Here is a 24921-nt window from a genome sequence, read left to right on the forward strand (position 1 = left end):
GCGTAATCGGCGCCCCCGTTCCCTGAGGAGCGGCCGGAGCTTGCGGAGGCTGCGTCACGAAGGGTCTCGCGAGTCGTCTCGCCAGACCCTTCGAGGCTCGTCGCTAACGCTCCTCGCACCTCAGGGAGCATTGAGGTGCGGCTCAACCCCGCTCGGCACGGAGTTTGATGTCGGCGAGACGGCGATCCCAGCCTCGTCCGATGGCGTCGAGGCGGTGCGCGACCCGGGAGAGCTGCGTCCCCACGGCTTCGTAGCGGATCTCGCGGCCGACCCGTGACGAGGTCACCAACCCCGCCTCGGTGAGCACGCGAAGGTGTTTCGCGATCGCTTGCCTACTGATCGGGAGCTCGTCCGCGAGACGTGACGCGGACGCGGGTTCCGAACCCAGGCGCGTGAGGATCTGCCATCGGCTCTCATCGGACAGCGCGGCAAAGACCTCGACCGATGCGACGTCAGGCATGCACGCCGCCGAGATGTGTTCGCGCCAATTCGAGTTCGATGGTCCACCCCTCGTTGTTGCCGTCGAACCGCGCGCGCCGCTCGGCATCCGTTCCGGGGAGGGACGCGAAGCCGGACTCCACGACCTTGAGGACAACGCCGGATTCCGATGGCGTGATCCAGAACTCGACGAGCGTCGAATCCGACTGCGGATCAGCGGAGTCGGCGAGCCACCGAAACGCGGCGTATCTCGGTTCGTCGAGTGCGATGGTGCGGAACGTGAAGGCGCCGTGAGCCGGGTCGTGGATGGTCGACAGGTCTCCGTCGCGTTCGATCCGGTGCTCGGTGATCGCCTTGTCGTTGATGAACCACCCCGGCTCGCTGACCAGAGACCAGACCCTCTCGGCGGATGCGTCGATCGAGATCTCGCGCTCGATCCGGTCGAATTCGACTGCCGCCGAACCGGTCACGTCATATGTATCTGTGTCGTCGCTCATCGGTGCTCCCCGTCGCCGGTTATTGATGCAACCCCAGGGTTGCACTAATGCCTCCGCGGCGCAAGGGTTCGGAGCGAACGGATCAACCTTTTCGCAGATTCCGCAGACGCAGCCCGAGCCTCAGCTCCCGGCCGGAGCGTGCTGTGCAGGCTCGGCCGGCAGGTGCCGAACCGGGCAGCCACCCGCGAACGTGCCCAGTTTCTCGATGTCGAAACCGTTCGGGTAGCTGCGAATTCGCTGCATCTCGGATACGTACTGTGGTGATCGACGGGCCGGCAGGGCGGCCACGACCCGGGCGCGCGCCTTGAGTCCTCCGATCGACAGCAACCGCGCGACACGTCCAGGTCGCCGGTAGCCGAACGACTCGAGCAACGCGTCATCCATCAACGATCGGCTGAAGACGTCGATCGCCGGCGCGAGCGGCTTGGGATAGAACGACGCGAGCAGACCCTTGGTGGCATCAGCGACGCGGCGACCACCCTCGTCGAACGCGAAATGCTCGCGTTCGTAGGCGTCCATCAGGGTCTCGAAAGCGCCGTAGGTCTCGGGGATCTCCTTGATCCCCATGTGGCGCCCGAGCGTCCGGTAGTAGTTCACCGACGCGGTCACCTCGTCGTCGGTCAGCTTCCGCCAGCCGTAATCGTCGATCCACCGCTTCGGGACGACCACGAATGTCGACAGGACGTAACGCATGTCGTCGTTGCTGATGTCGTACATGCGGTGCATCTGGTTGATGCGCCGAATGGCGGACTTGCCCCGTCTGCTGTCGAATCCGTCCAGGAGCGGCACCTCCAGCAGGAGCGAGGTGTCGTCGTAGCGCTTCTGGGTCTCAGCCGTGAACGCACGCGTCTCGTCGAGCAACCGGCCGATGCTCGGTACCGCGTACGTGCGGAACAGCGCGAAGCTCAGCGCTTGGTTGATGTCCCACGGAAAGTCGAAGGTCGACAGGTTTCGGTAGATCTCGTGGAACTGCGTCTGCGGATCGAGTCCCTGATTGCGGGTCGCCTTGCCCATCGGATGTCCTCCTCGGTGAGTGCCACGTCACTGTAAGTCGACTTATAGAAATGTGCAAGGGGTCACATTCGATGTGTTCGCGGTGCTGCGGGAGCGCGGACCCCGGGCGCCGACCTCGCCAATCGTGCAGCACACTGGGGTGATGGCCACCGGCAAGAAAGCGAAGCCGTCGGAGTACACGCAACGGCGTTACCTCGACGCCGGCCTGGCCATCCTCACGGAGCACGGCCATGCCGGGTTGAAGCTGGCAGCGATCTGCGAGGCGACCGGCACGACCACCGGGAGCTTCTACCACGCGTTCGGGAACTGGGCCGAGTACCGATCCGCCCTCATCCGTCACTGGCGCGACGAACAGAGCCAGCGACTGATCGCCGGTGCTCGCGACATCGCCGATCCACGGGAGCGTCTCGACGCCCTCACGGACATCGGCCTACGGCTGCCACACGCGACCGAGGCCGCGATCCGCGTGTGGGCCGCACACGATCCCGAGGTGCTCGCCATTCAGCACACCGTGGACCGGGAGCGCCGCGACATCATCGCGGCCACCTACGAGGAGGTGCTCCACGATCGCGAGGAGGCCGAGGAATTCGCCACCGCGGCAATGTATCTGCTGATCGGCTTCGAGAGCGGCACGCTGCATTCCCGCCAGGCACTGGTCAAGGGCTTCCGCACCATCCTCGACCGCGCTCTCGAATCCTCTGTCGAGCCACCGTGACTCGACGCGCTCAGGCCACCCGCCGCGATCACACCGCGCACAGTCGACGGGGCGCGGGGTCAGTCGACGAGTTCGGCGAGCCTGCGGATCGCGAACTCGTAGCCGCGGATGCCGTAACCGGCGATCACCCCGGCCGCGATCGGGGACACATAGGAGTGATGACGAAACGCCTCTCGCCGATACACATTGCTGATGTGCACCTCGAGCACGGGGACGTCGGGGACGACGAGCGCGTCGGCGAGAGCGACCGACGTGTGTGTCCATCCGCCGGGGTTGATGACGATGCCGCTGATCTCGCCGACGGACTCGTGAATCCAGTCGAGCATCTGTCCCTCGTGATTGGTCTGCGCGGCGCGCACCCCGAAGCCGAGCTCGGCAGCGGTGCGCTCGGCGAGGTCGACCACGTCGGCGAGGGTGTCCGAGCCGTAGACGGCGGGCTCCCGGGTGCCGAGCGTGTTCAGGTTGGGACCGTTGAGCAGCAGGATCGGCAGACGGTCGGTCACCTCGGCGTCGGACATGGCGTTCACCTTACTGGCCCTGACCTGCCGGTCGGCGAGTCTCCGACGCCGGCACCGCCGCCGACCGGGACGAGACGTCCCTAGGGCTACCATCTCTCTTTGTGCCATCGCAGACCGTTCGACGAGCGAGGATCGTCGCCATCGTCACCGGACTGCTCGGGTTCCTCCTCGCACTCGCGACACCACTCATGCCGGTGTCGCAGCGAACCGCCGAGATCGACTGGCCCCAGAACGGACAGATCGGTTCGGTGTCGTCGCCGCTGATCGGTTACACACCCGTCGACCTCGACGTCACGATCCCCTGTACCGCCGTCGACGACCTGCCGCCCGGCGGATCGGTGCTGCTCTCGACGACTCCGAAGCAAGCGCCGAAGTCGGGTGAGCGCGGCCTGTTCATCCGCAAAACCGGCGCTGCCTATGCGCCCCTGGACCGGCAGGGCGTCGAGGTCGTGATCCGCAACGTCTCGCTGGTCTCGGCCACGCTGCAGGACATGCGCGACCAGGGCTGCCGCGAGATCGTCGTGCACGCCGACTCCGACGCGGTGACCGCCGAGTTCGTCGGCATGACGAGCGGCACCCAGAACGAGGACGGCGAGGACGAACCGCTCGCAGGAACGACGGAGGACAAAGAAGCCTTCAAGTACTGGCCCGATCAACGCCCCCAGGTCACCGGCCTCTTCACCGACCTGTCCGGCCCCGCCGCCGACATCGCGGGCCTCGACGCCCACGTCACGATCGATTCGCGCTACAACACCGCGCCCACCATCTCGAAGTGGCTGGTCGTCATCGTCGGCGTGGCGTCGACGCTGTTGTCGCTGGCCGCACTCGCCGCGCTCGACTCGACCGACGGTCGCCGCCATCGACGGATCTTCCCGGCCCGATGGTGGCGTCTCAACGCCCGCGATTACGTGGTCATCGGGGCGCTGATCCTCTGGCACATGATCGGGCCCAACACCTCCGACGACGGTTACCTCCTGACCATGTCGAGAGTCGCCCAGGACAGCGACTACACCGCGAACTACTTCCGGTGGTACGGCGCGCCCGAGGCACCCTTCGGCTGGTACTACCAGGTGTTCGGTCTGCTCAGCCACGTCTCGGTGGCCAGCCCGTGGATGCGACTGCCGGCACTCCTGTGCGGAATCCTGGTGTGGCTCATCGTTAGTCACGAGGTTCTCCCCCGTCTGGGCCGGGCCGCCCTGACCCGACCGATGGTCGCCTGGACCGCCGCATTCGCGTTCCTCGCGTGCTGGTTCCCCTTCAACAACGGCCTGCGGCCCGAGCCGATCATCTGCCTGGGTGCGCTGCTGACGTGGTGTTCGGTCGAACGCGCCATCGCCACCGGCCGAATGCTGCCCGCCGCGGTCGCTTGCCTGATCGGTGCCTTCAGCATCGCCGCCGGGCCGACGGGCCTCCTTGCCGTCGCCGCACTGATCGCAGGCGCGCGACCGATGATCATGGCGCTCATCAAGCGGGCCCGCGTCGTCGCCGAGTTGTCCGGTTCCACCTCGTCCACTGGTTCGTCACCGAAGGATTCAGAAGCCGCCGACCGTGACCGCCGCACATCACTGCGCTGGTCGTTCGTCGCGCTGATCGCGCCGATCCTGGCTGCCGGCACCTTCGTCGTCTTCGTCGTGTTCTCGAACCTGACCCTGCGGTCGTTCGCCGAGGCGTCGAGCATGAAGTCGGCGCTCGGCCCGTCGATGAGTTGGTACAACGAGATCGGCCGTTACTCGGCGCTCTTCGCCTTCTCTGCCGACGGTTCCATCGCCCGACGTTTCGCCGTGCTCGCCATGATCCTGGGACTGGTCGTCTCGGCGGCCGTGCTGGTTCGCAAGAACCGCATCCCGGGCACCGCCATCGGCCCCACGCGTCGCATCGTCGCTATCACCTTCGCGTCGCTGGTCTTCCTCATGTTCACGCCCACCAAGTGGACCCACCACTTCGGTGTCTTCGCGGGCATCGCCGCCGCCCTTGCCGCGATCGCCGCGATCGCCGCCAGCCAGCAGTCGATGCACTCCCGGCGCAACCGCACCCTGTTCTGCGCGCTCGTCCTGTTCATCGGCGGTCTCGCCTTCACCGCGCCGAACTCGTACTACTACTACTCCGCCTGGGGCATGCCGTGGGGAGTGGAGCAGGTCAAGATCGGCGGCATCATGCTCGGCAGCGTGCTGCTTTACGCCGCGCTCGCCCTGCTGCTCCTCGCGCTCTGGTTCCATTTCCGCGAGCCGTTCACCGGGACCGATCCGCACGTCGAGGAGTCGACCGCCGGCGACGCCGCTCATCAGCGCTGGTACAGGCGGCTGATCGCCTCGATGGCCGCCGCGCCGCTCGCCTACCTCGCGATGGCGGTCGTCGTCTTCCAGATCGTCACCGCGATCTTCGCCGGCATCCACCAGAGCTCGTCGTACTCGGTCCCGCGGTCCAACTTCGCCGCGGTCGCCGGTAACCCGTGCGGCATGGCCGACAAGGTCTGGGTGGAATCCGATCCCAACCGCGACATGCTCCGTCCGGTCGATCCCACCCTGTCCAACCCGCTCGGCGGACCGCCAGCGGCACCCGGCACCTCCCCGACCACCTCGGGGTTCTTCCCGAACGGCGTGCCGACGGCACTGGAATCAACGGCCAGCGAGGGATCGCTCGGCGTGCTGTCGGGCGACGTCTGGCAGTCCCCCGACATCGTCAACTCCAACCCCGGCGGCACCGGCGGCGGCGAGATCTCCGAGCCCGGGATCAACGGCAGCACCGCGGCCCTCCCGTTCTTCCTCGACCCCGCGTCGACCCCGGTCATGGGCAGCTACTCGAAGCTCGACCAGGTGCCGGCCCGCCTCACCTCCGGGTGGTACGCACTGCCGGAGGACTGGCGGGACCGCCCGCTGCTGACGATGGCGGTGGCCGGCGAGTACGACAACCCGAACGTCATGCTCGAGTACACCGCCGACCCGATCGGCCCGGGCACCCGCGACGCCGATCTCGAGGCCGCGGGCGACACCGAACTCATCGACCCCGGCCCGCGCCCGTCGTGGCGAAACCTGCGATACAACACCGACGAGCTCCCCTCGGACACCACCGCGGTGCGGATCGTCGCCACCGACGACAACCTCGCCGAGGACCGGTTCATCGTGCTGACCCCGCCGCGGATCCCGCAGATGGACACCCTGCAGGACGTCGTCGGCGACACCGACCCGGTCCACATCGACTGGACATCGGGGCTGGCCTTCCCGTGCCAGCGTCCGTTCACCCACGACGTCGGGGTCGCGGAGATCCCGAAGTGGCGCATCAAGCCCGGGTCCGACCTGGCGGCTGCGGTGTCGGCGTGGCAGAACAGCTTCGGCGGCGGCCCGCTCGGGTGGATCGAGGTCTCCCAGCAGGCGACGGCGCTGCCGACCTATCTGATGGCCGACATCGGACGCGACTGGGGCGCCCTCGAACGCTACGAGCCATACGGTGACGTCGACACGCTCGCCGAGATCGAGACCGGCACGGCCACCCGCAGCGGATTGTGGAGTCCCGCGCCGCTGCGGCACTGACAGTCAGGCGGCATGCTAGCGATTCGGCGGCGCTGACGGCCCGGTCGCCGTGGTGGCAGTCAGCCCGGCGAGCTGCTCCGCAGTCACGGATGGTCGGCGAGGATGCGTGCGAGGGCTGCTTCGACCGGGGTCAGTGGTCGAGTGGTGGGATGCTCCGGCAGTGTTCGCGGCTGGACGAGTTCGCGGTAGGCGAGTTCGAGACGCCGACCGCTGTCGCCATGACCGACGGCGTCGGGGCGCGACAGGCCTGAGCGCGACCCGACGCCGGGCCGGGTGGTCGGTCCGTGGATCTCGTTGCGCACTGTGTTCAGGTGTGTGGTGAACCGCCGGGGTATGTCGGGCCGGCGATTGAGGCGTTCGGGGTTGGGTGGCGCGCCGGGTTCGGCGTTCAACCGCCAGAGGCAGCGGCCTTCGTCGGGTCCGGACCGTTCGATGCGGGTGGTGTACTGGCCGGGCTGGTCGCCGACCATGCGGTTGTGGCGGGGGCAGGCCGGGGCGAGGTCGTCGATGTCGGTGGAACCACCTTTGGCCCAGTCTTTCTGGGCGTGGTGGAGTTCGACGTGGGTGGCGGGCTGGTCGCATCCGGGTGCCGAGCACACTTCACCGTCGGGGCGGGCGAAGGAGACGAGGCGTTGTTCGCGGGTGGCCAGACGCTTGCCCCTACCGAAATGCAGCGGCACCGCGGTGGCGTCTTTGAAGATCGCCAACCACGGCTGCACGTCGCCGGCCATCGCGATCAGGTCGGGGATGGGCAGCAGGGTGCCGGTGGCGGTGGTGGCGAGCCCGGCTTCGCGGATCAGGTCGTTCAGGTCGGCTTTGATGATCAGTTGCACGGGCAGGCCGCGGTGCGACGTGCCGAGTGTGCCGTCGGCGAAACCGGCGGCCAGTGCGGCGTCGAGGGCGTCGTGATTGGTCTGGGCGGGGGTGCGTTGGTCGCGGTCGGCGGCGAGGGCCAGGGCGTCGGGGTCCGCGGTGCCGGCCGGTCCGGACGGTGAGTTCGGGTCGTCGGGGTTGTTGAGTCCGGGTTTGCCCCAGACGGCGAACATCATCGTGAGCCGGGCGGCGAGTGCGGGAGTGAGGGTGCCGGAGATCTTCGCGGTGCCGTCGGCTCGTTGGCGTCCGATCCACAGGTTGCGGCGCCGTTTCTGGTCGGTGTCGTCGGACAGGGTGCCGTCGGGGTCGAGGTGAGCGAGGAGCCGCGCGCCGAGTTGGGTGATGTCGGCAGGGGTGTGGTCGGCGGCGATCTCGGCCATCTGCCGCTCGGCAGCGACTTTCACATCATGCTCGACGGCGTGGGGGATCTGGTCGAGGACATCGAGGGCGGCCTGCACGTGTGCAGAGCCAACCGCTCCCGCAGCGAACGCCTCAGCGAGGCAGGGGTGTTCGGGCGGTAGGACCTCGCCGCCGAGGCTGGTGCGGGTGGCGGTGGCGTCCATCTGCTTACGACGCCGCACAGGGTTGGAGACCCGCAGCCGGTGGGTCATGAACTGCATGAGCGTGCGGCAGCCGGTCTTGCGGGGGAGGTCGCGAGCCTCGGCCTGATCGATCTGCCGGTCACCGGCGACGGTCAGTCGTGCGATGGCGCGTTCGGTCTCGGCTGCCACGTCGGCCAACTCAGTATCGGTGCACGGTGACAGGTCCACGGTCTGCAGTTCGTCGAGGATCGCATGCAACTCGGCCACCAGCTCGACGGCACGCGGTTGCGGCGCCGCCGAATCGTCGTCGACGTGTGTCGTGTCGGCCATGACGGTCACCTCCCCCGGGAGCCGTTGCTGCGAATGTACGTTCGACTGTACACGAAAGGCGGGCAGTCGGCAGAGCGAAATATGTTGTCCGACAAACTTTTCCCTCTACCTAGTCACCACTGAAGATTGTCGGTGGTTGCTGGTACGCTCCGCCCCGCGGGCAAGATCTGAGCTGTCGCGCGGGCGGGACCCTTCGTGACGCGCCCTCCGCAAGCTCCGGACGCTCCTCAGGGAGCGGGGGTGACGCGCCCTCCGCAAGCTCCGGACGCTCCTCAGGGAGCGGGGGTGACGCGCCCTACGGCAAGCTCCGGACGCTCCTCAGGAAGCAGTGGTACCGACGTTCACGCACCTCGTCGATCAGGCTGCGGGGTGGGCCCTAGGTGGCCTGAGGCACGTCGCTTACGATGAGGCACCGTGCCTGTGACAGCCCCGACCTCGCCAGAGGATTCCGCAGAACCGTCGTCGCCGGGGCCGGCAACATCGGGGCCGGGGACCAGGATCTCCGCAGGCACCGCCCGGTGGGTGGCGATCGTGGCCGGGATCGCAGGCATCGTGCTGTGCGCCCTCACCCCACTGCTGCCCGTCAAGGCCGTCGACGCCGGTTTCGACTGGCCCGCCGGACAGGACCTGAGCGCCGACACCTCATCGGTCATGGCCCCGCTCATCGCGCAGACCCCGCAGACCCTCGACGCCCGCATCCCATGCGCGACGCTGGCATCGGCCGAGGACGGGGTGGTCCTGGCGACCATGCCGACCAACGCGCCGAAGTCGAAGTCGTCGTCGTTGTGGGTCACCGCCACCGACGCCGCGATCACCGTGACCTTCCGGAACAGCCTCGCCGCCACCGCCGCGCGTGCCGACCTGGACCGATGCCGGGAACTGCGCATCTTCTCCGGACCCACCGGCCCCGGCGCGGAGTTCGTCGGACTCGGCCAGTCGACGACGCTGCCGCCGGACCGCCGCCCCCAGGTCGACGGCATCTTCAGCAACCTGAGCCCGGAGCAGGCACGCGCCGCCGCCGCCGACGGCCTCCGCGTGCAGGTGACCATCGACAACCGCTACGAATCGTCGCCGTCGGTCCTCAAGATCGTGGTGATGGCGCTCGCCGCCCTGTCCGTTCTCGTCGCCGTCGTCGCGCTGGGGCTGCTCGATCGCATCGGCGGATACCACCGGCGGATCGGCGCGCGAACCCGCTCCTGGTGGCATTCGCTGAAACCCCGGGCCACCGACCTGATCGTCACCGCGATCCTGCTGGTCTGGAGCGTCCTCGGGGCCGGTTCACCCGACGACGGCTACATCCTCAACATGGGCCGGACCGCGGACGGCTTCGGCTACCTCGCCAACTACTACCGCTTCTACGGCATCCCCGAGGCTCCGTTCGACTGGTACTACAGCTTCCTCGCCGCGTGGTCATCGGTCTCGCCGTCGGTGCTGTGGATGCACATCCCGCAACTCATCGCCGGGCTCGTGTCGTGGTTCGTCCTCAGCCGGGTGCTCCTACCCCGCCTCGGTCCGGCAGTACGACGGAGTTCCTGGGCGATCTGGGCCGCCGCCCTCACGTTCACCGCGTTCTGGCTGCCGTTCTGCAGCGGGCTGCGCAGCGAGGGGATCATCGTCCTCGGTTCGCTGCTCACCTGGTGGGCCGCCGAACACGCGATCGCGACACGACGACTCCTGCCGGCGGCCCTCGCCGCGCTGGTCGCGGGGTTCACTCTCGCGCTCGCCCCGCACGGCCTCGTCGGCGTGGCCATCCTGCTGGTGGCGGCCCGCTCGCTGCTGCACATCCTCATCGATCGGCGTAGACGACTCGACGGCTCCGTCTGGACGTCGACGCTGACCCTCCTCGCGCCGATCGCCGCGGCCGGAATGCTCGTCCTCATCGTGGTGTTCCGCGATCAGACCCTGGCGACCGTCCTCGAGGCGATCAAGCTGCGTTACACGGTCGGACCGGTCATCTCCTGGCACCAGGAGTTCCTGAGGTACTACTTCATCTCGGTCGTGACCGACGACGGCGCTCTCACCCGTCGGGTGCCGTTGCTGCTCCTGCTCGCCGGCCTGTTCGTGACGGTCGCGGTCATGCTGCGCCGCACGAGGATTCGCGGCGTCGACCCGCGGCCGGCATGGCGCCTGATCGGCGCCGTGGGTGTCACCCTGCTGCTGTTCGCGTTCACGCCCACCAAATGGACCATCCAGTTCGGCGTGCTCGCCGGGCTGGCGTCGGCGATCGCGGCGGTGGCCACCGTGGCCGTGGCCCAGTCGGCGGCCCGGTCGGCCCGAAACCTGACCGTGTTCGTCTCGGGGCTGCTGTTCGCGATGGCGGCGGCGATGGCGGGATACAACTCGTGGCCGTTCCTCTACGAATACGGCATCTCCTGGTTCGACCGGGCGCCGGTCATCGCCGGTTACCAGGCGTCGACCCTGTTCCTGATCCTCGCCGTGATCGCCGCCGCGGTCGCGGTGTGGCAGCACCTGCGCCTGGACTACGTCACCAATCGCGGTCTCGCCCACGCCGACACCGGGCCCGGCGAGACACGGGCCGATCGTCGACGACTCTTTCTCGCCTCCTCTCCGCTGGCGGTGATCGCCGGGCTCCTCGTGATCGTCGAGTTGCTGTTGTTCGCCAAGGCCGCGGTGACCCGATACCCGGCGTCGACGGCCCTGGCCGAGAATCTGGACACCCTGCGCGGCAACAGCTGTGGCCTCGCGGACGATGTTCTCGTCGAACTCGATCCCAACGCCGGCATGCTGACCCCGGCGGGCGGCGCGACCACGACCCAGGCGCTGCGCGGCGAGAACCCGGTGGGATTCTCCCCCAACGGGATTCCCGACGACCTCCAGCCCGAGCCGGGGAGCCAGCGGCCCGGACAGATGAACGTGTCGGCGAGTATGGCCCGCCCGTTCGCCATCACCGGGGGGCTGGGTGCCGGGACCACCGGCGGGCGCGGACCGGAGACCGTGAACGGTTCCACCGCCAAACTGCCCTACGGACTCGACCCCGCCACCACGCCGGTCCTGGGCAGCTACGGATATCCGGGCGAGGCGCGGCTCACGACCGGCTGGTACGACCTGCCCGCCGACCGCTCCGCGTCGCCGCTGCTGGTGTTCAGCACCGCGGGCGCCGTCTCGACCATCGACACCTTCGGCGTACGGAACTTCGGACAGAAGATGGTGGTGCAGTTCGGGCGTCCGGGCGTCGACGGGACCTTCGAGCAGGTCGGCCCCGACATCTTGCCGATCGACCCCGGGCCCGTGATCCTCAACATGCCGTGGCGCAACATGCGGGTGCCGATGTCGGCGGCCCCGCCGCGCGCGACCGTGATGCGATTGTCCCTGCAGGACAACAATCTCGGCGAGAAGCAGTTCATCGGGATCACACCGCCGCGCGCCCCGCGATTGCAGACGCTGCAGGAGGTCGTCGGATCGGCGGCGCCCACGCTCATCGACTTCGGGGTGGCCTCGCACTTCCCGTGCCAGCGGCCGATGGGCGTCTCCCACGGCGTCGCCCAGGTGCCGCAGTGGCGCATCCTCGGCGACTACCCGCTGACCAACTCCCAGTCCAAGACCTGGCAGGCCGGCGTGGACGGCGGGCTGCTGGGCATCTCCGAGGCCACCACCTCGGCGTCGGCGGTCTCGACGTACCTGCAGGACGACTGGGTGCGCGACTGGGGCGCACTGGAGAAGCTGACACCGCTCGTGTCCGACGCGCCCGACGCGCGGATCGACACGGCATCGACGACGCAATGGGGCTGGTCGCGCACCGGCTCGATCAGGGTGGAGCCCCAATCCGATGAGTGAGTCCCGCACTTCCCGCCTGGCGGCGGGCAACCCGACGATCAGGGTCAACGCGAAGATCGTCGCGACCGTCACCGGCCTGCTCGGGTTCCTGCTGGCCGTCCTCACCCCGCTGCTCCCGGTGAATCAGTCGACCGCGGAACTGAAATGGCCGCAGGGTGGTGGCGTCTCGGATGTCGCCGCGCCGCTGGTGTCCTTCGTCCCGATCGACATGGACATGTCGGTGCCGTGTTCGCTGGCCACCCGGTTGCCCGCGCAGGGCGGGGTGCTGCTGTCGACAATCCCCGAGGGCGGCCAGGACGCCGGCGCCCGCGGATTGTTCGTCCGGGCGACGGCCGACGCGCTGACCCTCACCGACCGCAACGTCGCGCTGCTGAACACCGATCGCACCGCCGCACAGACGAACCCGAACTGCCGCATCGTCTTCCAGGCCGACGGCGAAGGGGTGAGCGGGCGATTCGTGGGTCTCCCCGAACCGGCCGCGGACTCGGGTGCCTCGCATGCTTTCGCCCTGCCCGACCACGAGATGCGTCCCCAGATCGTCGGCATCTACAGCGATCTGCCCGCCGACGCGCCGCGCGACGGGTTGGCGCTGCGCGCCACCATCGACACCCGCTACGTCAGCACCCCCACCCCGCTGAAGCTCACCGCGATCGTGCTCGGCATCCTCCTGACGATCGTCTCGCTGATCGCACTCGGGATTCTGGATCGACGAGATGGCCGCAGCCACAAGCGCTTCCTCCCGTCCGGATGGTTCACCATCCGGCCACCCGACGTCGCGGTGTTCGCGATCCTCGCCTTCTGGTGGTTCGCGGGCGCCAACACCTCCGACGACGGTTACAACTTCATCGTCGGCCGGATCACCGGCGACGCCGGATACGCCGACAACTACTTCCGCTACTTCGGTGTGCCGCAGGATCCGTTCGGCTGGCACTTCCAGGTGATCTCGGCCATGACGGACGTGAGCGTCGCGGCGCCGTTCATGCGCCTGCCCGCGTTCCTTCTCGGCCTGCTGGGCTGGTGGCTGATCAGCCGAGAGGTGATCCCGCGTCTGGGCCGTGCGGTCCGGCACAGCACGCCCGCCGTGTGGTCGGCTGCCTTCGTCTTCCTCGCGATCTGGTTGCCGTTCAACAACGGTCTGCGTCCGGAACCGGCCGAGGCCGTGGGCGCACTGCTGACCTGGTGCTGTGTGGAGCGCGCGATCGCGACCCGCCGACTGCTCCCCTATGCCATCGCGGTGGTCACCGCCGCCTTCACGCTCGCCCTCGCTCCCGGCGGACTGATGGCGGTCGCCGCACTGCTCGCCGGAATCCGGCCGATCGTGAAAACGCTGGTGTCGCGCCGTTCCCGCGACGGCCTGCTGCCGATGCTCGCCCCCATCCTGGCCGCCGGCACCGCCGTGCTGTTCCAGATCTTCGCCGATCAGCCGCTCGCGCCGTTGATCGCGGGCAACAAGGTCGCCTCCGACGTCGGTCCGACGCTCGAGTGGTGGCAGGAGCCGATCCGCTACTACTACCTGATCCTTCCGACAGCCGACGGCACGCTCGCACGACGCTTCGGCGTGCTGGCGATGATCCTGTGCCTCTTCGTCGTACTGCTCCGCCTGCTCCGTCGGGAACACCCGAACGGCGTTGCGCGCGCTCCGATCTGGCGCCTGGTCGCGGTGACCCTCGGCACCATGTTCTTCATCGCCTTCACACCGACCAAGTGGACCCACCACTTCGGTGTGTACGCGGGTATCGCCGCAGGCCTCGCCGCCGCGGCGGGCGCCATGATGGCGCCGGCGGTGTTGCGATCGCGCCGCAACCGCAGCTTCTTCGCGGCCGCGGTGCTGGCGATCACCGGGATCTCCTTCGCCGGCACCAACGGCTGGTGGTTCGTGGGCAGTTACGGCGTCCCGTGGTGGGATCGCCCACCCACGGTGGGCGGCATCAACATCGCCTGGTTCATCCTCGTCGCCGCGGTCGCCACCGCACTGGCGGGTCTGTGGTTCCACTTCCGCGACGACTTCGTCGACGAGACGACCCGAACCCGGGGCGGCGACAAGTGGTATTCGAAGCTGAAGTTCTCCCCGCTGCCGGTCATCGCCGGGATGATGGTGCTGTTCATGGTCGCCTCGTTCGCGAAAGGCGCCTACGAGCAGCGTGATTCGTGGTCGTGGATGAAGTCCAACGCACGCGCCCTCACCGGCAACTCGTGCGGGCTGGCCAACGACGTCCTCGTGGAGGCCGATCCCACCGCCGGTCTGCTGCGGCCCGCGGCCGTCGACGGACGGCCGGCGCCGAGTGTCGCCGCCGCGCTGGCCGGCCCGGACGCCATCGGATTCACCCCCAACGGCGTACCCGGGCGGCTCTCGGTCGACGCGACCGAGAGCACCGAGTCGTCGACCACCTCGGGTGCGCAGAACAGCGCCCAGACCGGTGCGGGTTCCGACGAATCCGCCGACAGCTCATCCGCTCAGGGCGGCACCGAGGGCGGCCAGGGCGCCCGCGGCGTCAACGGATCGACGGTGCGTCTGCCGTTCGGACTCGACCCCGCCGTGACGCCCGTGCTGGGCAGCTACGGCTCGCCGTCGGGCACCGGGTCGCTGACCTCGGACTGGTACCAGCTGCCCGAACGCTCCGAGGACGCCCCGCTGCTGACGATGGCGGTCGCCGGCTCGGTGGAGGCGGTCGACGGCATCGGGGTGGTCCACGCCGGCCAGAAGGTCACTATGCAGTTCGGCCGGGTCGAGACCGACGGTCGGGTGACTGCTCTGGGCCGGATGTTCCCGATCGACATCGGCGAGACCCCGACCTGGCGCAACCTGCGGTTCCCGCTCGCCGATGCGCCGCAGCGGGCGACCGTCGTGCGGGTCGAGGTCGCCGACACCGCGGCCGCACCGTCGGAGTGGGTGGCGGTCACGCCGCCGCGGGTCAGCACCCTGGCCACGCTCAACGACGTGGTCGGTCAGACCGACCCGGTCTTCATCGACTGGCTGCCCGGCATGGTCTTCCCGTGCCAGCAGCCGATGAAGGTGCGCAACGGCGTCCTCGAGGTGCCGCAGTGGCGGATCATGCCCGACGCCGAGGCCACCCGGAAGAACAGCCAGACCTGGATGTCGGGAACCGCGGGCGGCCCGCTCGGCATCACCGAGGCGATGCTGCGTCCGACCCTCCTGCCCACCTACCTCCGTAACAACTGGGGACGCGACTGGGGCGGACTGCAACAGTTCACCGAGATCATCCCGGCACCGGCCGCGGAACTCGACCTCGGTACCGCTCGACGCTCCGGGCTGTACGACCCCGCCCCGATGCGCTCGAGCGGTTACTGAGTAACGAACCGGCGCACACGGACACACCGGCGCCGACCTGCGGTTACGCTTCCCGCGGGTCGGTGCCGCAAACACCCGCACAGGCGTTCGTTACCGCACTGTGACCTGCCGTCTCGGTTCCGTCACTCATGCCCCGTCACGCTCGTCACCCCGGAGCGGCGGGCCTAGCGTCGAAGTATGCCGAAATTCACCGCACCAGGACTCAGCAATGAAGCCGCCGACGAGGTCGCCGGCATCCTGCAGGAGCGCCTCAGCGCGCTGAACGACCTGCACCTCACCCTCAAGCACATCCACTGGAACGTCGTCGGCGCCAACTTCATCGGCGTCCACGAGATGATCGACCCTCAGGTCGAGCTCGTCCGCGGATATGCCGACACCATCGCCGAGCGCATCGCCACCCTCGGCGCATCGCCGAAGGGCACCGCCAAGGCCATCGAGCAGGATCGCTCGTGGAGTGACTACTCCATCGGACGCGACACCGCGCAGGCCCACCTGGGCGCTCTCGACCTGGTGTACGACGGTTTCATCACCTCGCATCGCGACGGGATCTCGAAGATCGGTGACATCGATCCGATCACCGAGGACATCCTCATCGGCCAGACCGCCGAGCTCGAGAAGTTCCAGTGGTTCGTGCGAGCTCACCTCGAGAGCTACACCGGCGAGCTCACCCACGCTGGCGCAAGCGGCGAGAAGGAAGCGGCCGACGCAGCCCGCTGACCTCGCCGTATGAAGACCGAGTAGCGGGTCACCACACCCCCGGACCCGCCCCGGAGCCGCGGTCGCGACCTTCTGCCCCGTTGGTCACGACCGCGGCACACCTTCTGTCAACCTCTACTCCGAACAGGTACTGATACACGAACAGGACTCACAGTCGAATACGTTGCGGCGCTTGGGACTTCCACATCCAAGGGCTTCTTCATCGTGTCCGGAGAACGCGGTTTGTTACGCTGGCCACAGGCTTTTGCCGCGAACAGGATGTGTAGCAAACCGCGTCCACCAGATCGATCGGGGCGCTTCTCGCTCTGACGGGGAGGCACGTGTGTCCGAAACGCGATCATTCACCCTGTTCGATGATCTGGAGCTCCACATGCAGTTCGCGCCGGTCTGCCGGCTGTCCGACGGCGCTCTGGCCGCCGTCGAACTGCAGCTCCGAGGTCCGGCCGGGACCCGCCTGGCCACTGCCGCCGCTCTCAAGCGCGCCGCCCGCCTCGTCGAAGAGCATCCCGTCCTCGATGAACGCAAGCGCAAGATGGCCGCGTCCCAGCGTGCCCAGTCGCTCGCCAAGATCCTGCCGCTGCTGGTCACGCTCGATCTCGATCTCATCGACAACCTCGACGACGACACCGCGCGCAGCCTGGAACGCCACGTCATGGTCATCCTGCCCGATGCCGTCGAGCGCAGCCCGCAGCGAACGCTCGCCCGGGTCGCCCGCGCCCGCGCGGCCGGCAAGATCATCTGCGTCGACGGCCTGGTCCGCAGCGAGCACGCGGCCACCCTGCTCTCCCTCGTCGAGCCCGACATCATCGTCACCGGCGCCGAGCTGCTCACATCGCGGACCAGTTCCGACGCCGCCCACCTCGCCCACGCGCTGGCCGCGCACACCGAGCGCAGTCACGCCGTCGTCATCGCCGAGGGCGTCGACGACGAGGACAGCCGCATCACCGCGCAGACCATGGGTGCCGCCTTCGGTATCGGTGATCTCTACCCCGCCGTGACCGACCCGTCCGTTCTCGCCAATCGCACCGTCGTGCCGCTGCCCGAGATGCCGGTCTGGACGACGCCCGGCCCGGACAAGTCGACGCCCTACCGCATCGCGTCGACCTCGATCTCCCCGCGTATGGGCAACAAGCGCCTGCTCATCGAGATGAGCAAGGCGCTAGAGGAGCAGGCGGCCATCGGCGGCGCCGCAATCGTCCTGGGCACCTTCCAGTTCGCCGAGCACTTCACCTCGCGGACCGCGAAGCGGTGGCGAGAGATGTCGGAGAAAACCGGCCTGGCCGGGGTCTACGGCGTCGGTCTCCCCGACATCCGCGACGGGAACGTGCACCGCGCCCCCCTCGACGCCGATGACGACCTCATCAACGAGTGGAATGTCGCGGTCCTCGGACCGCACTTCGCGGCCCTGCTCTCGGCGCGCGACCAGCACGATGCCGGGCCCGATCTCGAGCGCACCTTCGAATTCGTGCAGACCTACGACCGCATGACCGTCACCCAGGCGGTGCACTCGATCCTCATGCGGTTCTCCTGATCGCAGCAGCTGTCGCGACGAGTGACCTCGACGGACGCGGCGGCCTCGCTGCGCTCGGACGACGCTGCTCGGCCAGCAGGAGGGAACCCGGCGGCCTCGCTGCGCTCGGACGACGCTGCTCGGCCAGCAGGAGAGAACCCGGCAGCCTCGCTGCGCTCGGACGACGCTGCTCGGCCAGCGGGGACTCGGCCAACAGAGGATTTGGGTTTGTCACAGCATGGCTGACTACGATGCGCCTGTGCCGAAGTCGCCTGAAGTGTCCGCTGGCAACGCCGACACCACCGCCGAATCCGCTGCGCAGCGCGCGTCCGGCGGACCCGGATCCCGCACCGTCGCCCTCGTCGCCGCGATCGCCGGACTCGTCGCCGTCATCGCCGGGGTCCTGACACCCTTCCTTCCGGTCAGCACGTCCACGGCGTCGATCACGTGGCCGCAGCAGACGGGCGCATCGGCGTCCGTCACGGCCCCGTTGGTCGCGCAGACCGCTCGCGACGTGTCGATCACGATCCCGTGCCGCGTACTGGCGACGACCCCCGGCGATGCGTCCACCGTCGTGTTGTCGACGATGCCCGCGGCCGCGTCCAAGGCCCGCGACAACGGATTGTTCGTCGTGGCCGACGCCGCCGGGGTCACGGTCTCCAACCGCAACAAGACCCTGGCGTCGGCGCCGCGCGAAGCCCTCGCCGGCTGCGCCGAACTCCGCATCTTCTCCGATGCCACGACGACCGGCGCGCAATTCGTCGGCCTGCCCCCGGGTCCGGCCACAGCGGGCGGCGGCGACGTCGGCCTCGCCGAGCCGTCGGCGAACCCCCAGATCGCCGGTGTCTTCACCGACCTCACGCCCGAGCAGGTCCGGTCGGCACCGGGCTTCGCCGTCCGCCTCGACATCGACGACCGCTTCGATTCCGCACCGTCGATCCTCAAATGGGTGGTGATGGTCATCGGCGTCGGGGCCGCGGTCGTCGCCCTCGTCGCCGTCGGACGTCTCGACCGCATCCACGGCTACCACCGCCGCGTCGGGCGTCGCCTGCGATTGCGCACGGTCCTGAGGCCCGGCCCCACCGACATCGGCGTCACGCTGACGCTCGTGCTCTGGCACTTCCTCGGCGCCGGATCGCCCGACGACGGTTACATCCTCAACATGGGGCGCAACGCCGCCGACGCCGGATACCTGGCGAACTACTACCGCTTCTACGGCATCCCCGAAGCCCCGTTCGACTGGTACTACAACTTCCTGGCCTACTGGTCGACCATCTCGACGACCGGCCTGTGGATGCGGCTCCCGTCGCTGTTCGCGGGTCTGGCCGCCTGGTTCATCCTCAGCCGAGTCCTGCTCCCCCGCCTGGGCGGTGCGGTGCGGCGTTCGCAGTGGGCGATGCTCACCGGCGCGGCGGTGTTCCTCGCGTTCTGGCTGCCGATGTGTTCGGGACTGCGCAGCGAGGGCATCATCGTCCTCGGCACCCTGGCGACCTGGTGGGCGGTCGAGGTCACGGTCTCGACGCGGCGGATGCTGCCGGCCGTCGTCGCCGCGTTCACCGCCGCGCTGACGCTCGCCCTGGCCCCGCATGGTCTCGTCGCGCTGGCCCTGCTCATCGCGAGCGCCCGGCCCATGCTCCGCATCCTCGTCCGACGCCGTGCCGAGGACGGACTCCTGCCGCTGCTCGCCCCGCTGCTCGCCGGGGTGGCACTGGTCGTCATCATCGTCTTCCGGGATCAGACGCTCGCGACCGTCTTCGAGGCCCTGCGCATCCGATACTCGGTCGGTCCGACACTGGCCTGGTACCAGGAACTGCTCCGCTACTACTTCCTCGCGGTGAACACCACCGACGGCGCCCTGGCCCGGCGAATCCCCGTCCTGCTGTTCGCGGTGTCCATGTTCGTCGTGCTGGCGATCATGTTGCGGCGCAAGCGCATCGACGGGATCGATCCGGGTGCGGTGTGGCGCGCGCTGGGCGCCTCCCTGCTCACCGTCCTGTTCCTGTCGTTCACCCCGACCAAGTGGACCATCCAGTTCGGCATCTTCGCGGGCCTCGGTGCGGCGTTGGCCGCCGTCGCCTGCGTGGCGATCGGGCAGGCAGCGCGTCGCACGCTGCGCAACCTGTCGATCCTGGTCGCCGGACTCCTGGTGGCCTGCGCGGCCGCCTCGGCGGGCAAGAACGCGTGGCCGTGGCCGGCCAACTTCGGAATCGCCTGGTTCGACAAGGCACCGGTCGTCGCCGGCATCCAGGTGTCGACCGTGCTGCTCGCCTTGGCGGTGGTGGCGCTGCTGTTCGCGATCTGGCAGCACCTCCGGATGGACTTCGTCGACGAGACCGGCCTCGCCCACGATCGCGGCGCGGCGCCGTCCGGCTGGCGCATCGGTATCGCCTCCGCCCCCATCGCGGTGATCGCCGTCCTCATCGTCGTGAGCGAACTCGCGGTGTTCGCCAAAGCCGCGGCCGGTCGCACGGACACCTTCACGATGCTGTCGGCCAACCTCGACTCCGCGCGCGGAAACACCTGCGCGATGGCCGATTCCGTGCTCGTCGAACCTGATCCGAACCGGGGCATGCTGACTCCGGCGGAGGGTGGCACGGCGTCGTCGACCCTGCAGGGCCGATCCGAGGGTTTCCGTCCCGACGGCGTGAAACCGGATTTGACGCCCCAAGCCGGCGCCCAGAAGCCCGGCGCGATGAACACCTCGGCGGACCTGTCGAAGACGTTCATCGTCTACGGCAGCAATCCGGGCACGACCGGCGGAGTGGGCCCCCGTGGCGTCAACGGCAGTACCGCCGCACTCCCATTCGGCCTCGACCCGGCGACCACCCCGGTCCTGGGGAGTCACGAGACCACCAGTGGCCAGGCCACTCTCACCACGGGTTGGTACCGCCTGCCCGCGCGCGACTCCTCGCCGCTCATCGTCATCACCGCTGCCGGCGCCGTCTTCACGCTGGACCGGGACGGTGTCCCGAACTTCGGGCAGGCGTTGGAGGTGCAGTTCGGCACCGAAGCCGGCGCCGGGAGCGAAGCGAGCGGGCCGAATGTTGCTGCCAACGGACAGTTCGAGGAGGTCGGCGCGCCCGCGATCCCGATCGATCCCGAACGAACCAACCGGCCGTGGCGGAACCTGCGCGTCCCGATGGACCGCGTACCCGCCGACGCGACCGTGATGCGGATCGTCGCCCGGGACAACAACCTCGACCCGGACCAGTGGCTGGCCGTCACACCACCGCGTGCGCCGGTCCTGCAGACCCTGCAGGACGTCGTGGGCTCCACCGACCCCGTGCTCATCGACTTCGCCGCCGGCGCGGTGTTCCCGTGCCAGCGACCGATGACCGCGCACCACGGCGTCTTCGACATCCCGGGGTGGCGCATCCTGCCCGAATCGTGGATCGCCAACTCGCAGTCGAAGACCTGGATGGCCGCCGAGGACGGCGGACTGCTGGCGCCGGTCGAGGCGCTCACACGACCGTCGACGCTGGCCACCTACCTCGACAACGACTGGTATCGCGAGTGGGGCAACCTTCAGCGTCTGACACCGCTGGCCCCGCAGGCACGTCCCGCGGAGGTGCAGACCGGGACGTCGACCACGTGGGGATGGTCCCGCCCGGGTCCGATCAGGGTGGTGCCCGAAGATGACTGACCGCAACAACCCGCACGCCGACCCGGCGAACCCTCACCCCGGAGAGAACCAGGCAGACGTGGCAAGCACCGACACTTCCCCCGGCGCGAGTCCGTCCGCGACCGCGCAACTCGAGGAGCCCCGTCCCACCGGTTTCGCGGAACGCCACGCCGGCACCGCACGCATCGTCGCGATGGCCGCGGGTGTCGTCGGAATCCTGCTCGCGCTGCTCAGCCCGTTCCTGCCGGTCGACTACACGAAGGCCGAACTGACCTGGCCGCAGCAGGGTTCGGTGGCCAACGTCGCGGCCCCGAACGTGTCGTTCGTCCCGGTCTCCATGGATGTCACCGTGCCTTGTGCGCTCGGCGCGTCGTTGCCTGCGTCCGGCGGAGTCCTGTTGTCGACGGTGCCCGAGGGCGGCGCCGAGGCAGGCAAGGTCGGGCTCTTCGTCCGGGCCACCGCCGACTCGATCCAGGTGGTGCAGCGAAACGTCGTGCTGCTCAACACTCCTCGGACGGCAGCACAGAACGCACCGGACTGCCGCATCGTCGTCGAGGCAGACACCGAGGGGACCCGTGGCTCGATCCAGGGACTGCCGGACGGCACCGGCGCTGGGGGCGAGGGGAGTGGGGCGAACCCGACCGATCAGACCGGTGCGGTGCGGTCCTTCGACCTGCGAGATCCCAACGCGCGCCCGCAGATCATCGGCGTGTACTCGAGCCTGCCGGCAGATGTCGGCACCGAGGGCCTGTCGTTCCGGTCCACCATCGACACCCGATTCGTCTCCACGCCCACGACCCTCAAGTTCTGGCTGCTGGTTCTCGGCATCGCGTCGACGATCCTGTCGCTCGCCGCTCTGGCCGTCCTCGACGCCCGGGATGCGCGTGGCCATCACAAGATCTTCCCGGCGGGCTGGTGGCGGGTGCGCCCGGTCGACGGTGTCGTCGCCCTCGTGCTGCTGATCTGGCTGTTCGTCGGCGGCAACACGGCCGACGACGGCTATCAGGTCACCGTCGGTCGGATCGCGAGCGAGGCCGGCTATCTCGACAACTACTACCGCTACTTCGGTGTTCCGCAGGATCCGTTCGGCTGGCACTACCACTATCTGTCCGCGTGGATGGAGGTCAGCACCGCGACGCCGTGGCTGCGTCTGCTCCCGTTCCTGTTCGCCATGGCCTCGTGGTGGCTCATCAGCCGTGCCGCGATCCCCCGTCTCGGCCGTGCGGTCCGGGAGTCGACTCCGGCCATCTGGGCTGCGGCACTTGTCTTCCTCGCCGTGTGGATGCCGTACAACAACGGCCTGCGCGTGGAACCGCTCATCGCGCTGGGCACCCTCTTCACGTGGGTGTGCGTCGAGCGTGCCATCGCCACGGGTCGCTTCTTCCCGCTGACGATCGGCATCATCGCGGCCGCGTTCACCCTGACCATCCACCCCACGGGTGTGATCGCCGCGATCGCTCTCATCGCCGGTATCCGACCGCTCATCAAGCGTTTCGCGATGCGCCGCAAGCGCGATGGGCTGTGGCCGCTGCTGTTGCCGATCCTGGCCGCCGGACTGGCGGTGATGTTCGAGATCTTCGCCGACCAGCCGCTGGCACCCATCTTGGAGGCGGTCTCGGTCAACGGCCAGGTCGGTCCCACCAACAAGTGGTGGGAAGAACCGATGCGCTACTACATGCTGATGAATCCGACCGCCGACGGCGGCATCGCCCGTCGCTTCGGCATTCTCATCGTGTTCACCTGCTTCATCCTGGTCGTGGTGATGCTGCTCAACCGGCGACGCCTGCCCGGCATCGCGACCGCTCCCACGTGGCGCCTGGTCGCGATGGTCGCCGGGTCGGCCGTGCTGATGGCGTTCCTGCCAACCAAGTGGACCCACCAGCTCGGGGTGTACGCCGCGATCGGCGGCGCGCTCGCCGCGGTGGCGACCGCCTGCGCTGATCGCACCATCATGCGGCGCCGGCGCAACCGGACGCTGTTCGCCGCCGCCTGCGCATATGTCCTCGCGCTCGCGTTCTCCGGACGCAACCAGTGGTGGTACGTCGGCAGTTACGGAATCCCGTGGCGCGACGCGGTTCCCGACGTGCGCGGCATCCCGCTGTGGACGGGCATCCTGGCCGTCGCCGTCGCGCTCACCGCGCTCGGCCTGTGGCAACACTTCCGCGACGACTATGTCGACGACGGCGTCCGCGCCGGGCAGCCGCGCTCGGTGTTCACCCGACTGCGGAGCCCGTCGATCATCGTCGTGTCGACGATCATGCTGCTGTTCACGCTGGTGTCGTTCGCGAAAGCGGACTGGACGCAACGCAACTCGTGGTCGTGGCTGAGTTCCAACGTGAATGCCCTCCAGGGTCAGCCCTGCGCACTGGCCGATGCCGTACTGGTGGAGGACGATCCGAACGCCGGTCTGCTGGCGCCCGCGCGAGTGGCCGGACAGCGCGATCCCTCACCGGGCGCGGCCCTCGCCGGCACCGGGATGGAGGGTTTCGATCCCAACGGGGTGGCCTCGGACCTGTCCGAGCAGACCGACGAGGAAGGCGGGGAATCCTCATCGGGCACCTCGACCGCCGAGGTCGACCGGACCCAGACCGATCCGACCGACGACAGCAGCGGCTCGGACACCGAGACCGCCGCCGGGTCGAGCGACACCAGCGGCGGACAGACGTCGCAGGCCGGCGTCAACGGCTCGACGGTGAAGCTGCCGTTCGGGCTGTCGCCGAGCGAGACCCCGGTGCTCGGAACGTACAACTCGCCCACCGGTACCGGACGTCTCACGTCCGACTGGTACCAGCTGCCGCAGAACAGATCGGGCGAGCAGCCACTCGTCACGATCTCGGTGGCGGGACAGGTCGAGTACGTCGACGACCTCGCCGTCACCCGGCCCGGACAGCGCGTACGACTGCAGTTCGGCCGCGTCGCACCGGACGGCACGGTGGCACCGGCCGGACAGATGGTCCCGCTCGACATCGGCGGCGCACCCGAATGGCGCAACCTGCGCTTCCCGATGGATCAGGCGCCCCCGGGAGCGACGGTGGTGCGCATCCTCGCCGAGGACACCTCGACGCTGCGCGATCAGTGGCTGGCCGTGACCCCGCCGCGCATGTCGACGATGGTGACGCTCAATTCGCTCGTGGGCAGCGAGGATCCGGTGCTCATCGACTGGGAGGCCGGGCTCGCGTTCCCGTGCCAGCGTCCCGCTCAGGTGAAGTACGGGGTGCTGGAGACGCCGGAGTGGCGGATCTCGCCGGACCGCGAGGGCGAACGCGTCAACTCGCAGCGGTGGATGGCCGGCGACTCCGGCGGTCCGCTGGGCATCATCGAGAACGAGTTGCGCCCACGCGTCTACCCGTCGTATCTGCGCAACGACTGGGCCAAGGACTGGGGCATGCTCCAGAGCCTGACCCCGATCCTCCCGCAGACCGACGCGGAACTGACCATCACCACCGACACCCACAACGGTCTCTGGACACCCGGACCCATGCGGGCGGTGAAGAACTAGTCGCTGTGCGTCCC

General features: G+C 68.8%; 13 protein-coding genes. 8 read left to right on the top strand and 5 right to left on the bottom strand.

The genetic code is table 11. The features are described from left to right. Positions 1–142: 142 nt before the first annotated feature. The 3 genes from AB4Z55_RS00915 to AB4Z55_RS00925 all read right to left on the bottom strand — a co-directional run bounded on the left by AB4Z55_RS00915 (position 143) and on the right by AB4Z55_RS00925 (position 1949). On the bottom strand, positions 143–460 hold the full coding sequence (locus tag AB4Z55_RS00915; protein WP_004021849.1) for a metalloregulator ArsR/SmtB family transcription factor: 318 nt from the start codon (positions 458–460) through the stop codon (positions 143–145). Next, the gene (locus tag AB4Z55_RS00920) at positions 453–935 is read right to left on the bottom strand and encodes an SRPBCC domain-containing protein (protein WP_101820635.1); all 483 of its coding nucleotides are present in this window, start codon (positions 933–935) and stop codon (positions 453–455) included. Before AB4Z55_RS00920 ends, AB4Z55_RS00915 begins: the two co-directional genes overlap by 8 nt. A gap of 120 nt (positions 936–1055) precedes the next feature. Beyond that, positions 1056–1949, bottom strand: coding sequence for an oxygenase MpaB family protein (locus AB4Z55_RS00925; protein ID WP_101820634.1), 894 nt, complete (start codon positions 1947–1949; stop codon positions 1056–1058). 142 nt (positions 1950–2091) lie between these two features. Here AB4Z55_RS00925 and AB4Z55_RS00930 point away from each other — a divergent pair, with 142 nt between their 5' ends. Then, the gene (locus tag AB4Z55_RS00930; RefSeq protein WP_257881238.1) at positions 2092–2664 is read left to right on the top strand and encodes a TetR/AcrR family transcriptional regulator; all 573 of its coding nucleotides are present in this window, start codon (positions 2092–2094) and stop codon (positions 2662–2664) included. A gap of 59 nt (positions 2665–2723) precedes the next feature. Here the strand turns inward: AB4Z55_RS00930 and aroQ are convergent, their stop codons facing one another. After that, positions 2724–3182, bottom strand: coding sequence for a type II 3-dehydroquinate dehydratase (aroQ, locus tag AB4Z55_RS00935; RefSeq protein ID WP_101820633.1), 459 nt, complete (start codon positions 3180–3182; stop codon positions 2724–2726). A 101-nt stretch (positions 3183–3283) separates the two neighbouring features. Between aroQ and AB4Z55_RS00940 the strand changes: the two genes are divergently transcribed. Next, a complete protein-coding gene (locus tag AB4Z55_RS00940; RefSeq protein WP_369518938.1) occupies positions 3284–6709 on the top strand; it encodes an arabinosyltransferase domain-containing protein in 3426 nt (1141 codons plus the stop codon). Positions 6710–6792: 83 nt separating this feature from the next. Here AB4Z55_RS00940 and AB4Z55_RS00945 read toward each other — a convergent pair whose 3' ends face one another. Then, positions 6793–8454, bottom strand: coding sequence for a DUF222 domain-containing protein (locus tag AB4Z55_RS00945; RefSeq protein ID WP_369518939.1), 1662 nt, complete (start codon positions 8452–8454; stop codon positions 6793–6795). Positions 8455–8868: 414 nt separating this feature from the next. Here AB4Z55_RS00945 and AB4Z55_RS00950 point away from each other — a divergent pair, with 414 nt between their 5' ends. The 6 genes from AB4Z55_RS00950 (at position 8869) to AB4Z55_RS00975 (ending at position 24907) form a co-directional block, all read left to right on the top strand. Continuing rightward, positions 8869–12249: an arabinosyltransferase domain-containing protein gene (locus tag AB4Z55_RS00950; RefSeq protein WP_369518940.1), complete on the top strand. Its 3381-nt coding sequence runs from the start codon at positions 8869–8871 to the stop codon at positions 12247–12249. Beyond that, entirely contained in the window at positions 12242–15559 is a 3318-nt protein-coding gene (locus AB4Z55_RS00955; RefSeq protein WP_101822581.1) for an arabinosyltransferase domain-containing protein, read from the top strand. The genes AB4Z55_RS00950 and AB4Z55_RS00955 overlap by 8 nt, the downstream gene beginning before the upstream one ends. Positions 15560–15736: 177 nt before the next feature. Beyond that, entirely contained in the window at positions 15737–16276 is a 540-nt protein-coding gene (locus AB4Z55_RS00960; protein ID WP_004018737.1) for a Dps family protein, read from the top strand. Between the two features lie 322 nt (positions 16277–16598). Further along, a complete protein-coding gene (locus AB4Z55_RS00965) occupies positions 16599–17807 on the top strand; it encodes a DICT sensory domain-containing protein (RefSeq protein ID WP_101822579.1) in 1209 nt (402 codons plus the stop codon). Positions 17808–18024: 217 nt separating this feature from the next. Next, positions 18025–21429 carry an arabinosyltransferase domain-containing protein gene (locus tag AB4Z55_RS00970; RefSeq protein WP_369518941.1) on the top strand — a complete coding sequence of 1135 codons (3405 nt, stop codon included), beginning with the start codon at positions 18025–18027 and terminating at the stop codon, positions 21427–21429. Beyond that, positions 21422–24907 (top strand): arabinosyltransferase domain-containing protein, encoded by a 3486-nt coding sequence (locus AB4Z55_RS00975; RefSeq protein WP_369518942.1) that lies wholly within the window; start codon positions 21422–21424, stop codon positions 24905–24907. Before AB4Z55_RS00970 ends, AB4Z55_RS00975 begins: the two co-directional genes overlap by 8 nt. Positions 24908–24921: the final 14 nt, after the last annotated feature.

The sequence above is a fragment of the Gordonia sp. ABKF26 genome, assembly GCF_041103195.1.
GTDB lineage: Bacteria > Actinomycetota > Actinomycetes > Mycobacteriales > Mycobacteriaceae > Gordonia > Gordonia terrae.